The organism is Flavobacterium sp. N502540, assembly GCF_025947365.1.
Lineage (GTDB): Bacteria > Bacteroidota > Bacteroidia > Flavobacteriales > Flavobacteriaceae > Flavobacterium.
Map to the genome: position 1 here is coordinate 4,825,943 of NZ_CP110012.1, position 13,067 is coordinate 4,839,009.

At 36.4% G+C, this 13,067-nt stretch carries 9 protein-coding genes; 3 read left to right on the forward strand and 6 right to left on the reverse strand.

All coding sequences use genetic code 11. The features are described from left to right. Positions 1 to 213 precede the first annotated feature (213 nt). The 3 genes from OLM58_RS20120 to OLM58_RS20130 all read left to right on the forward strand — a co-directional run bounded on the left by OLM58_RS20120 (position 214) and on the right by OLM58_RS20130 (position 2,991). A complete protein-coding gene (locus OLM58_RS20120) occupies positions 214 to 1,320 on the forward strand; it encodes a PepSY-associated TM helix domain-containing protein (RefSeq protein WP_264530353.1) in 1,107 nt (368 codons plus the stop codon). Positions 1,321 to 1,531: 211 nt separating this feature from the next. Next, a complete protein-coding gene (locus OLM58_RS20125; RefSeq protein ID WP_264530354.1) occupies positions 1,532 to 2,092 on the forward strand; it encodes a hypothetical protein in 561 nt (186 codons plus the stop codon). Positions 2,093 to 2,406: 314 nt separating this feature from the next. Then, positions 2,407 to 2,991 (forward strand): helix-turn-helix domain-containing protein, encoded by a 585-nt coding sequence (locus OLM58_RS20130; protein ID WP_017495688.1) that lies wholly within the window; start codon positions 2,407 to 2,409, stop codon positions 2,989 to 2,991. 389 nt (positions 2,992 to 3,380) lie between these two features. Here OLM58_RS20130 and OLM58_RS20135 read toward each other — a convergent pair whose 3' ends face one another. The 6 genes from OLM58_RS20135 to OLM58_RS20160 form a co-directional block, all read right to left on the reverse strand. Beyond that, positions 3,381 to 5,063: a DUF4983 domain-containing protein gene (locus tag OLM58_RS20135; protein WP_264530355.1), complete on the reverse strand. Its 1,683-nt coding sequence runs from the start codon at positions 5,061 to 5,063 to the stop codon at positions 3,381 to 3,383. 199 nt (positions 5,064 to 5,262) lie between these two features. Next, positions 5,263 to 5,943 (reverse strand): phosphonatase-like hydrolase, encoded by a 681-nt coding sequence (locus tag OLM58_RS20140; protein WP_264530356.1) that lies wholly within the window; start codon positions 5,941 to 5,943, stop codon positions 5,263 to 5,265. A gap of 173 nt (positions 5,944 to 6,116) precedes the next feature. After that, positions 6,117 to 7,274 (reverse strand): TIGR03364 family FAD-dependent oxidoreductase, encoded by a 1,158-nt coding sequence (locus OLM58_RS20145; RefSeq protein WP_264530357.1) that lies wholly within the window; start codon positions 7,272 to 7,274, stop codon positions 6,117 to 6,119. A gap of 129 nt (positions 7,275 to 7,403) precedes the next feature. After that, positions 7,404 to 8,687, reverse strand: coding sequence for a DUF5690 family protein (locus OLM58_RS20150; RefSeq protein WP_264530358.1), 1,284 nt, complete (start codon positions 8,685 to 8,687; stop codon positions 7,404 to 7,406). A 147-nt stretch (positions 8,688 to 8,834) separates the two neighbouring features. After that, on the reverse strand, positions 8,835 to 11,711 hold the full coding sequence (locus tag OLM58_RS20155) for a TonB-dependent receptor (RefSeq protein ID WP_264530359.1): 2,877 nt from the start codon (positions 11,709 to 11,711) through the stop codon (positions 8,835 to 8,837). A gap of 942 nt (positions 11,712 to 12,653) precedes the next feature. Continuing rightward, complete coding sequence (locus tag OLM58_RS20160) at positions 12,654 to 13,013, reverse strand: YegP family protein (RefSeq protein WP_017495681.1); 360 nt, start codon at positions 13,011 to 13,013, stop codon at positions 12,654 to 12,656. Between the last annotated feature and the right edge of the window lie 54 nt (positions 13,014 to 13,067).

Below are 13,067 nucleotides of genomic sequence, written 5' to 3' on the forward strand. Positions count from 1 at the left end.
CTCCTCTCAAAGTTTAAGATTACTCCATTCAAAAGTTAATAAATGAGCATTTTTGAGGCTTTACGGCTCTTTTTTTTATCCAAAAAATAAAGATTTAGTCTAAATAAGTATAAATTTGCGACGCATTTTCTGCGGATTCAAGTTTAATTCTAACAGAAAATGACACCATTACGGTGTGAACCAGAGTGCCAATAAAACCAAATACGCTACTAAATGAAGAAAGGAATAAAAAAAACGGTCAGACAAATACATTTATGGCTGGGACTTGGCTCAGGTTTAATCGTTTTTATTGCGGCCTTAACCGGCAGTATTTTAGTTTTTGAAAAAGAAATTGACTCATTCTTACATCCTCAATACTATCAGGTTTCATCTGTAGGGACTACCAAAAAAACGATTGATTATTGTACAGACGTTCTTCAGAAACAATACGGCATCAAAAAAATCACCCGAATTTATACCTTCAATGATCCTTCGCGTACCTTCCAAATTCTGGCAAAGGATGCCGATAAAAAGGCACAGTTTTTTTCTATTGATCCTTATACCGGAAAAGTGCTCGCCACAACACCTCAGGAAAGCCGATTTTTTGTAGTAGTACTTTCACTCCACAGACAATTGCTAATGGGGGATGCCGGTCAGCTTATTATGGGATCTTCCTGTATTATTTTTGTTCTCATGCTGATCACAGGTATGGTGTTATGGTGGCCGAAAAAAATTAAAAATTTAAAACAGCGACTAAAGGTAAAATGGAGCGGTTCTTTCAAAAGAATCAATTGGGATTTTCATTCTACTTTTGGCTTTTACAGCTTTTTAGCTTTACTTATTATTTCGCTAACTGGTCTTTCCTTCGCCTTTGACTGGTTTCAAAATGGTCTTTATTTACTGGCCGATGGAACTACTGGTAAAAAAGTATCCTTAAAAGTAGAGAATCCGACAAAAATAGACCCTAAGCTCAACAATACCGCTTTTTATCAAAGCATTTACAATAAGACCGATAGTATTTTTCCTTATACCGGAAATATCCAAATTAGAATGCCGGTGGATACAATCAATAGTATTACGGTTCTGAAGGAAGATCTGGGAAGAATCATTCCACATCAATCCAGCTCGGCTTATTTTGATAAGTATACAGCGGAAAATATTGAAAACAGACCTTACAAATCCTATTCAAACGGTGACAAACTGAAACGTTTGATGTATCCTATTCATACCGGAAGTGTTTATGGATTAACCACTAAAATAATTGCTTTTTTGGTTTGTCTTTTTGCTGCGACATTACCTATTACAGGACTAATAATTTGGCTCGGTAGAAAGAAAAAGTAGTTTTTTGACGAAACAAATCGCTATATTCAGTTGTTGTATTTCTTTGGAAAAATTTTCTTACCTGTTGGGTAATTAGGATACTTTTACTCTGTTTTTCGAAATAAAAACAATCGTAAGTTGCTATATTTCAAAAATTTACTTAAATTTAGTCCCCCATTTCTAATAAATCTTTTTACGACTTGTTTAATCTGTTGGCTAAAATCTCAAAAGCATGAAATGGTTCAACACTTTAGTAATAAAAAAGTTTACGGAAAGACTTTCAAAACCCGTTTCTAATGATGGTTCTCTTCATCTGGAAAAGGGCAGACAGTTTTATTTGTCGAACCGGTTTCAGGATGCCCTGCTGCATTTAAACTGTGCGATCAATTCCGGATTTGATCAGGGGGTTTATGCCTTAAGAGGAACTTGTCTTCAAAAACTGGATTACCATTATAATGCCATTGAGGATTTCGACAAAGCCATTGAAACTGATCCTTTAGAGTTTTCTATTTACTACAATCGGGCGGTATCCAAAAGAGCAATCTTAGATTTTACAGGCCATATAGAGGATTTGCACAATGCAATCTATTACTACAAGAAACATTCAACTATCGAAAATCAGGTGCTCAGAGCGTTCGAAGCCCATTTACAGGCTGCTAAAATGGATATAGAGGGCCCAATTCAAAACAGACATGAAATTCGCAAAGCTCCATCACTAGAAATAAAATCGTTAATCAGGGATTCTCTCAACCTCATTAAAAAAGCAAAGGGTAGAAATGTCACTGTGAATTGATTTCTTCCCTATTTTAAAAAGCTTCTTTTTTGTTTTTAAGTGGCACTAAAAAAAGTAAGCGGATTCGTTTCACGAAAACGCTGATGAAAACGGATTTTTAGAAGAATAAAATACGTTATCGTAATAAAATAATCCTATCCCGGACAAAACAAAAAAAATCCGTGCAGATCCGCGTCTTCGCCTAGCGAATCCATATCATCCGTGTGCCATAATCCTAACTATAAAAAATACAAAAGTTCACACTAAGACTTCTCTTCTTTTGCAACTCACCCGCTAATTGTGTTATATTTACCATATTAAACCGAAGTTTTATTATGGAAGATTTTTTAATTGGTATTGGAAAGAGATTAAAAGAGATCAGGAAGAAAAATGCATTAACCATACACGAAGTAGCCAACAGAGCCGGAGTTAGCAACGGTTTGATTTCCAGAATTGAAAATGGAAGAACAATTCCTTCCCTACCCGTTTTGATTGAATTGATACAATCCTTAAATACGGATGTGAGTTATTTTTTTGAAGGCGTTGAAAATACCAAGAATGCGAAGTACATTCATATTAAAAAAGAAGATTATCAAAAGATAGAAAAAGAGGACCGTGCCGAAACTACCGGTTTTAACTATTATCATATTTTCAGTAAAAGCATTAATTCTATTGGTTTTGAAGCTGTAATTCTTGACGTGGAACCAAACTGTAAACGCGAAAAAGTAATTACAGATGCCTGGGAGTTCAAATACATCATTAAAGGAAGTGTGACTTATATTATTGATGATGCAGAAGTGGTTGTCAATGAAGGCGATTCACTATGTTTTAACGGAAGGCATCCGCACGTTCCCCAAAACCGAACAACAGAAAACTGTGTAATGCTGGTACTTTACTTTTATTCTGAGAGTAATAGCTAAACTTAACCATTTTTTTACCGCAAGGATCGCAAAGTTTTTTACAGGTTAGACCTTTTAAAAAAGATAAGGTTCGCAAAGCTCTATAGATAGAACTTTACGATTAAATAACTACTAAGCTTGTCAATATCGACCGAAGGGGGACTCGAAGGACAGTGAACAGGCGAAGCAAATCACACGTGGGATTCGAAAAAGATTGGCGACATTCTGTGTCGAGTTTCTAATGCGATTTCTCTCTTCGATCGAAATGACACAAAATGAGAAAAAAAACCTTTGCGAACTTTGCGTAGTATCTTAGCGTACTCTGCGGTTAGCCTCTAAACCAAAATTAAATCAAAAAGGCTACCTTCAAAAAAGAAGATAACCCTTTAAAAAACAAAAAACACAAATTTTTAATTCGCTGCCGGAAGCCATGAACGGCCGTCTAATGACCAGCTTGTATTGATGGGTACACCAAACCATTGCAATGAAGAATAGGCGATATCTACCATCTTTGGAACTGCTCCTGTTGCAGTACCACATTTTAAAGAGGCTGTACTGTTTATCCATGTTGGAGTATTTGGAAAAGCAAGATTTACCTGCTGAACGCTTGAATCGGTAAAACTGTTTCCTGATCCGTTATCTCCTTTCCAATATCCAATAAGATTGGAGTAATCCGGATGTGAAACCGTAACTGAAGAACAGGTATAATTTAAAATCGAAGCTTCCGATAAGGCTTTGTTCCATACGCGCACCTCAGCAATATTTCCGTTTACATTGGCACCATAGGTGAGCGTTCCGTCCTGTCCTATCGCAAAAGGCAGTCCAGAAGTCAGACTTCCGAAACTGGCGCCAATAGCAGCCTGCCCCACAAAAGCACCGTCCTGATACGTTTTAACCAATTTGGCTGTACGGTCTACTACAAGTGTCAAGTGATGCCATTTCCCATCATTGATTGTCCCACCAGAAATATCCACACGACTTTGAGTGTCCCCAATATTTACCTTCCATGTTCCTCCGGTATTGGCACAGATGACAAAACCTCGGTTTTTACCACTCACCCAGTTTTTATTCGAAACCAGCGAAGGATCACTGCTATATCCTGATGTTTTTACTCGGCATTCCACTGTAAAACTCGAAGTTCCGAAATTGTAAAGTGCATTGGCTGTTGAAGCATAAATAGAATTGGAATTAAAATTGACAAACTTACCCGTTATCGTTGTAGTGGGATCCACCGGTTTTTCGATTTTAGTCGACGTAAAGTTTTTATTGTTGAAAATGGTAAAGATGTTTCGTTCTTCGTAAGAACTTCCGCCATGAGATCCGCTGGAACCTGTAACAATCCCTCCGTGATCCGGCGCTACCACAACCAGCCAGTCTTCATTGGCATAATTAGGTCTGTTCTTTAAAGCCGTTAAGATTTCACCTATGTAACCGTCTGTGGTTTCGATTGAAGATTTGTATTGTGGCACATTAAGCGAAAATCCGTAGCTGTGTCCTGCATGATCCACATCATCAAAATGCAAAAACAAGGCATCCGGATTGTCGTTTGTAAGTGCTGCTACCACTTCATTTTTAACAGCCAAATCGGTAGTGAGCGTTTTCTCTACATCAATCCCATCCACAATGTAGGTATTGATCGGTGCCCAATGCACGATTGACATAGTTTTTAAAGCCGAATTATACGTTTCAAGTCTTTTTAAAAAACTAGGATACGAGGTAAAATTCGGACTCGAAAATGAATTATCGGTTACGCCATGTTTCAAATGAGTCACGCCGGTAAGCATCGTCGACCAGCCGTTTCCACTCCACGTCGGTGCTTCGGTCAATGCATCTAAACTGTAAACCGCATTGGGTAATAAAGCATGAACATTAGGAGTATTGGCTCCCATTAGGGCATCTCCACGACAGCCGTCGATTCCTATAATAAGCAATTTTCTGGTGCCACTGCTTAAAGCAGATTTGCCGGTTTTAGAGTTCGTTTTAGCATTTACTGCCTGTTCGTCTTTCGCAAGCGCTGGATCGTTGGTACAGGAAGTGACTAAAAGCACACTTGCAAGAATTGTAATGTAACTTAATCTAAAAATCTTTTTCATTGGGTTGAATTGTTTTATGGTTACTATTTATTTACTTGTTTGAAACTTTTCCTGCAGGGATATTATTTTTACTAATTATTAATTGATAATGGTTAATTGTTAATTGTTACTTCTCACATCTTACTTCTCACATCTCACTTCTTGCTTCTTGCTTCTTGCCTCTTGCTTCTTGCTTCTAACATTATTCACATCAAACACCTCACTTCATAACACTATAAAGTGATGCCAGCGAATTTAATATATAATCCGGTTGGGCTGCTTCAAGCTGCTGTCTGGTTTGTGCGCCGGATAAAACACCAATAGTTACACCGCATTTGGCATTTTTACCTTCTTCAATATCTATCGCAGAATCTCCCGCTTTTAGTACTTTTGAAGCGTCTGTAATCGCAAATAATTGCATGGCTTTGTATATCATATCCGGAAATGGACGTCCCAGCACTACATCATCAGCGGTGATTAAGGCATCGAATTGGTTTCCTTCCTTCCAGTTCAGTTTTTCTAATAAGGTATTCGCAACGTGACTGCTGTAGCCTGTGTTTAGTACCACTTTTACACCATCCTTTTTTAAATTTTCAAAAACATTTTCGACACCTTCAATAGGTAAAACGGAAGCTGAAAAATATTCATTGTCCAGTGTTTCTTTAAAATATTCGAATATTACATCTGATTTATTCCCGTCTGTGATGTTATTGTATTCTAAAATATCCCTAATCGCCTGATGTTTTTCTTTTCCCGCTCCTAATGACAGTACCAATTCCAGAGAAACCCCGATCCCGAAGTTATTGATAGATTTATGCAATGTTTTGTAAACTATGTTTTGCTCATTAATTGTTGTTCCTGCCATGTCAAAAACAACCATTTCAATTTCATTAATTTTCATTTTGTATATTTATTTTAAAAAATTTATAGTTTTTGGTTGGTGGTTAATGGTTGATGGTCTAAAATCTATTGTTTATTGCTCTAGAAAGCACCATAAATGTAGATTATAAACTATGATGAATAATTTTCCTCATAACACATAACTCATAACTCATAACTCATAACTCACAATCCCTATGCATTAAAAATCATATCAATATTGTGTTTGGCAAATCCTGCGCTTCCCGTCATGCCCTTTCCTCCTATTCCGGTTATAATGTGAATATTTTGGTCAACAGTGTATTCGAAAATATCTTTGGTCTTGCATTGCGAGTACATTCCAAACCATCTGTTTTGGATTTCATAAGTAGGCAAATCGATTATCTTTTTGGCTTCTTCAATCATAAAATGATCAATGTCCATATTTAGATCAAATCCCAAAGAATCAATATCTTTTGCGGGAGCATACTCATGAGAATCTCCTAAAATCACTGAACCGTCAAGGGCTTGCTTGAACAGGATATGAACGCCGTACTTCTTCTCAAAACTATCCGGATTTTCTTTTGCTTTGATGGCCTGATACGATTTACATTCTTCAAACGATTCATATCTTCTGATCGTCAATCCCGTTAAAATAGAGCCGTCCAGTCTGTAATTATTCTGAGGTTTCGTCTGCAGCATCTGTAGTTTAGAAACAATCAGATCGCTGTTGTTGTAAATCTCAGGATATAATATTTTGAAATCACTTCCGTTACAAATAATAATTTTTGAAGCTTTGTATATTTCACCTGCAGCAGTTCTTGCTATTACTTCATCGTTTAGGTCCTGGGTTTCTACAACCGTAGTGTTTACAAACAAATCAAGTCCAAGATTGGCTGTCATAAACTGATGCAATTTATGAATCATTGTGGATGGTTCAACGGTAACTTCCTGCGGAAAAAACAATCCTCCTTTACAATAGTCAGCACGTAAACCGTCATATTTATTCAGACATTGCTCTTTGGTCAGCAAATTAGATTCGTAATCATTCGAAATATTAATCTGATGGAGTTCTTCAATCAATTGCAATTCTTCTTCATTTGAAGCCAGATAAACAGTTCCGTTCTGACGAAGATTGATCTCAAACTGCGATTGAATATCTTTATAAATCTTTAAACTTTCTTTTCCAAAATTCTGCCATTTTCGATCCATTCCGGACGGTACAACCTGTCCAAAATTTCTAACGGTCGCGCCTTCGGGTTTACTGTTTTTTTCCAGAATGGCAACCGACATTCCTTTTTTCAGGGCATGGTAGGCGTGAAATGTGCCCAGAACTCCTGACCCGACAATTATTAAATCATACTTCTCTTTCATGTTTGTGTTTTTATTTGTTTTTGGTTTATGGTTTGTTGTTTCAGGTTTCAGGTTTCAGGTTTCAAGTTTCAGGTTTCAGGTTTCCCACGGCGTCTCAAATCTTACATCTTGCATCTTGCATCTCATAACTCACATCTCATAACTCATAGCCGCATGAATTTTAGCAGTCTTTCTAAACTTCCTTTTAAAATAGTTAAAGGACATGATGGTAGTGATGATCCCAACAAAAGAGAGCAGATAAATACAGTTGGTAAAAAAGCTTAATAGGGAAATATTCTTGTCGCCAAAATTTTTGAAAAACAATACCAATACGCTTCCTAAGTAACCAAAAGCATCGGCGATGTAAATTAAAAATCCGGTATTTCCATCTATCTTGTAAGTGGCAATCATACGGTCAAAAAACAAACCGTTGAACGGAATGTAGCAAACGTACATTCCAAATCCGGAAATCATCATCCACAAAAGTGGCGACATTAAGTGCTTTTGAAACAATAAAGTTGTGATCCCTATAAGTACAGAACCCAGAAGCAATACCAAATGATAATTTTTGAAGGCTTTGTAGTTGTTTTTCATGCTTCCTAAAAATCCTAAAATGACCAAAACAGATATCGCAATAGGAATCTCGGAATACATATAAATTGAAATACTTTCTTTGTATCCCAAAGAATCCCATAATTCTCTTGCAAAATTATCTCTGAATTCACGCATTGCCGTTAACATGGCATAGAAAATAATAAGTATGGTCAACGGAAAAGCAAATTGTCGGAATAATAATGCACGTTCATTTTTATCTAAAGGTCTGCGTTTGGATCGCAGCGCTAAATCTTCGTCATCCGGATTTGGGATTTTTTCCAAAAACAATGAAAATACGATTAGCGGAACAATAAAAAGCAATCCCGAAACAAAAGGCATCCAAAACTCATTGCATCCCAAAACCTTCAGAACAAATACTCCGACAGATTTTGCCGCTCCTGAAGAAACGATAAAACTCGAGCATAAAATTACTCCCAGTAATTCAGTTGTTTTTCGGCCTTCGAGATAAGAGAAAACGATTCCCCAAATCATTCCTAAAGGCAATCCGTTGATGAATAAAAATAGAATGTTGTAAGGTGCTGGTACCAAAGCAAAACCCAACAAAGCCAGTTCTGAAATGGCTATAAAACTGATTAAATATAAAATTCTCCTGGCCGACTTTAATTCGGATATGATTTTGATTCCTAAAAATTTAGAAAAAGTATAGCCTAAAACCTGTGCTAAAATGAGTAGAATTTTATAATCTATTCCCCAAAAAGACAACTGATAGAAAGTAGCGACCGTAAAAGGTTTTCTAAAGGCGTACATACAAAAATAAGTACCGAATGCCGCTATGGACGTTTTGAGTATGAACCTGAAATTAGACGCTTTTTTAGACATTAGTTCTTAAGTTTTAACGTGATGGTTTTGTGATCAATGTAAAATAGGTACGGTCGTTTTAGAAACCCGTTGATTGCAGCAGATTTAAAAAAAAATAAACTGTAAAAATAAAATCTGCCAACATCCAACGGGTTAACTTATAGTTGTCTATAAATTATATTTTAAACCAAGATTAAACTTCATTCCGTAATATTCTACCTGTTTTGGGCGGTTTGGTGTTTCTCCAAAATGGTACATCAAAGGCTCGTTCAATACATTGTTTACATCACTGAAAATGGTAAAATGATCTCCGATTTTATAGGAAGCAGAAAAATCAAGCGAGTTGTATTTACCGTAATAAATATCATTCATATCTGTATTTTTAGCATTGGCATCAAAACTTGTGGCATAAGCCCCTTTGTGGTTAAAGGCAGCTCTCACATTCAGTTTACCACTCTCATAAAACAGTTGCAAATTGTATAATTGTTTTGCCTGATAAGGTGTTGATACTTTTCTTCCGTTAGGATTGTTAGCATTTTTTCCTAAAGTCATTTCAGAGTCCATAAGAGTTGCATTGATTTGAGTTCCAAAATATTTCAGGAATCCCGGCAAGAAGCTAAATCTCTTGGTAATTCCAAATTCAACTCCACCAATCCATGCATTTCCTCCGTTAGCAGGTGAACTGATTTCTATATCAGGAATTCCGTTAATAGTACCCTGATAAGTATCGTCAAATATTGGATCTGTAATCGATTTGTAGAATACTCCGGCGTTAATGATTCCCACTTCGTCAAGGAAATACTCTCCCAACAAATCAAAGTTCCAGGAATAGGTTGGGTTCAAATTTGGATTTCCTCCTGCATACTCTCCGTCAATCGTGTTTAATGAACCTGCCGGTGAAATGTCTCCAAAATTAGGTCTTGCAAATGTTCTGGTTGTTGCAAAACGTAGGTTCAAATTCTCAATCGGAGTGTATTTTACGTGCAACATTGGAAGCACTGACGTATATGTTTTAGTATTCTCAGCATCTACCACCACATTGTTTTCTACTGTTTTACCGGTTACCTGTGTTATGGTATTGGTTACACGCAGACCTCCCAAAACAGTCCATTTATTTGATAGATTATAGGTTGACATCGCATAAACAGAAGAGGTTGTCTCCCCTACATTAAAGTTTCTTCCTAATCCTTTTCCCAATTCCGGAATCTGCGAATCAGCAGGATTTAAAACCAGATTTGCTTTTGAGGTATTGAATAATTTTGTCATTCCGTCCGGAGATAAAACCGGACCGAAACTATTTCCAATCAAAGTACCTGTTTCTTTCCTTAAGTAATCTGTACCTCCCGGTTGAAGAATTAAATCAGAAGCATAGTTGGATAAATAAGGAGTTGGAGAACCTGTCCAGCTGTAGTATTCGTCTCTGAAAGTAGCGATACGATCTTTATCTGTTACTTTCGCTCCGAACTTCATTTTAAGATTCTCATTAAAATTGTGCTCGTAGTTTACAGCCGCAATAATATTATCTCTTTCTACGATATTGATTTTGTAAAGTTCTAAAGTAGAAAACTTCATTTTTGTCGGATCTGTTTTGAAATTTGGGTCGGAATAAAAATCAAATATTGACTTTGGATTGCTTGGATCCATAATTCCGCCATCAGCAGCCCAATACGCTCTCGGACCTCCCGCTCCACCGTTGGCAAGTGGCACTGTTTTTAAGTATTCAGGTTTAACACCTACTCCGGTTTGGTTGAACTGAATTAAAAAATAACTGTTGTCTTCTGCATTTGGAATGTTGCCATACTTAAACCTGTTTCGGTAAGAAGCAAGACTCCAGTCTAATTTTCCGTTCGCTAATTGATGTTTCCCTCCCAAATCAAGACCTAAAAATTGTGTCATTAACTGGTTGTGAATATCTTGCTGTTCCACTGTTAACGCATTTGTTGTACCGTTGAATTTATCAAATCTGATTCGGTGTTTGTAATGTGTTTCTTCATCTGTAAGTCCGCCATAAGTTACTTTCAGAAAAATTTTATCTCTCGATGAAGGATTAAACTCCATTGCACCATTTAAACCTGTGGTTTTTCTAACTCCGGTGTAATCTCTCAACTCCAATCTGTAAACGCCCTGATCACCTTGTCTTCTTGCCTCGTAATTATCGGTAGCCCAGTTTCTGTCCCAATATGTACCATTGATAATATATCCGAACTTTCCGTTTTTACTTTTGTCACCTATTGTAAGCGATCCACTATAAATTCCTTTATCCGATTTTTGATTGTATCCGCTAAAAACACTTGCTTTAATTGTTCTTTTCGTTGGAGCGGTTTGTGTAGTAAAATTGACGCTTCCGCCAATCGCATCACCATCCATGTCCGGTGTAAGCGCCTTAGTAGCTTCAACATAGGCGATAAGATCTGAAGGAAAAAAATCAAATGCGGTAGCTCTCGAAGTCGTTTCTTCTTCGGCAGTTGGAATTCGATTTCCATTAATTGTAGTCGACGACCAAAATGGCGGCAATCCTCTCACCGATACGAAACGTCCTTCACCCTGATCACGCTCTATCGAAACTCCCGGCATACGCTGTACGGTTTCGGCGGCATTACGATCCGGTAGTTTTCCTATCCCGTCGGCCGCGATAACGTTTACAATGCTCATCGATTTTTTTTGCATGTTCAGCGCTCTCGCTTCACTATTTCTTTGAGCCATTCCGCTCACAACAACTTCATTCAGTTCTTTGGAATTGGTTTGCAGTTGAATGATTCCTAACTTTAACTGTTGATTGTCTTTAATATCAATTTTTATATTCTTTACCTCATATCCTATATAGGAGATCTGTAATTCAAAGCTACCCGATCCTACATCCTGAATTGTAAAATAACCACTAAAATCAGTTGTTGCTTTTTGATTATTAGACAGTACAATAGTTGCGCCCGGAAGTGGGGACTGCGCATCGGTAATCGTTCCGCTTATTGTTGCCTTTTGGGCGGTCATGTTTTGAGTAAAAAGTGCAACCGAAAAAATTAAAATTGCCTTGTAAATTGTTTTCATGGTTAATTTGTTTACAAATATTAAATTTATACAAGCAAATAAACAATGATTTTTATAAATAGTAAATAATTGAAAATTATCTAATTGTTAAAGAAAAGAAAATTAAGGGGTGTAATTTGTTAAGTATTTGTAAAAAAACAGCTTTATAATCCTTGAAATATTGACAGAATAGTGCTTGATTTACATCTTTAAAGTGAGGAAATTCAAGGAAAGTAGCTAATAAAATAATGCGCGGAGTATAAGTTAAGTATTGATTAAGCCTAACTTCCCTGGAAAGTCATTTTTTTACTATTTGTAAAATATTAATCTCTTTTTTTACCAAAAACAATAAAAAAAAAGTAATAAAATAAAACGGACAAGTAACAAAAGACGCAAATGTTTTTCAGCTTATAGCAGATCAAGAACAGAAGTTGCGAAAAAAAGGGCTGAAAGCCTGAAAAGCAACAACATAGTGCAAAGCACTATGTGTTAGATAAAGATACAGAATTGCCCTGAAGGGGCAAAAGCAATTTTCATCCCCAACAAATTCCAATAAAAAAATTGCATTCTTAAAGAATCTTATACAAAATATGTGGGATGCCTTCCTTTTCGATCAGGCTTTTGCCCTTTCAGGGCGTGACCTATAATTGCCATTATCATTCATAGTGCTGCACACCATGTTAATGCTAAAGCTCTTTCAGAGCAAATCTAACCAGATTTCTTCCTGGTAGATTATCTAAACTTTTTGTTTAATTGTCAACTTTACAACTGATCCATTTTTTCGGCCTTTAACTTATAACTTGAGTTTACTAAAAACAAAAAAGACCGCAAAAGCGGTCTTAGACGTGTAATATACCAATTAAATTATCTAAAAAACGATTCCGTTATTACAATCCGGAAAACGACAAAAGTTCATTGTTTTATAAAATCAAACCGAATGGCAGACGGTTTTATTGAATAACTCTAAAATGCTGCACTCTCAGCCAATACTGTATTAGAGTGATCTTCTACAATAGCATGTGGTGCATATTTTCTAAATTCCAGTATTCCTTCATCGCGGGAATCTCTGTCTTTAAATATTTTACTTGTTCCGATAATCTTTCCGTTAAAAGCTTTAAGATTAAAGTATCTTTCATCTTTTGAATTTGTTTTTCGAAAGAATTTCGTATTGTCCTGTGAATTAACTTTTACCGATTCAATCCCTTTCATACACATGAATTTCCGGGTATAATCGCCACTGCTTAAAATAATTTCACCATTTTTATTTACAAATTCGAATTGAAATTCTCCATTGGCTTTTTTAATAACGATAAATTTTTCCATTCTAAAAATAATTATTTATGTAATCTGAAATTCTATTTATAATGCTGAACGCAG

Bases quoted from the DNA above. Each gene is read 5' to 3' on its own strand.
- OLM58_RS20140 (WP_264530356.1), bottom strand. From the start codon at position 5,943: ATGAAAATTAATGAAATTGAAATGGTTGTTTTTGACATGGCAGGAACA.
- OLM58_RS20160 (WP_017495681.1), bottom strand. From the start codon at position 13,013: ATGGAAAAATTTATCGTTATTAAAAAAGCCAATGGAGAATTTCAATTC.
- OLM58_RS20130 (WP_017495688.1), top strand. From the start codon at position 2,407: ATGGAAGATTTTTTAATTGGTATTGGAAAGAGATTAAAAGAGATCAGG.
- OLM58_RS20155 (WP_264530359.1), bottom strand. From the start codon at position 11,711: ATGAAAACAATTTACAAGGCAATTTTAATTTTTTCGGTTGCACTTTTT.
- OLM58_RS20145 (WP_264530357.1), bottom strand. From the start codon at position 7,274: ATGAAAGAGAAGTATGATTTAATAATTGTCGGGTCAGGAGTTCTGGGC.
- OLM58_RS20120 (WP_264530353.1), top strand. From the start codon at position 214: ATGAAGAAAGGAATAAAAAAAACGGTCAGACAAATACATTTATGGCTG.
- OLM58_RS20125 (WP_264530354.1), top strand. From the start codon at position 1,532: ATGAAATGGTTCAACACTTTAGTAATAAAAAAGTTTACGGAAAGACTT.
- OLM58_RS20150 (WP_264530358.1), bottom strand. From the start codon at position 8,687: ATGTCTAAAAAAGCGTCTAATTTCAGGTTCATACTCAAAACGTCCATA.
- OLM58_RS20135 (WP_264530355.1), bottom strand. From the start codon at position 5,063: ATGAAAAAGATTTTTAGATTAAGTTACATTACAATTCTTGCAAGTGTG.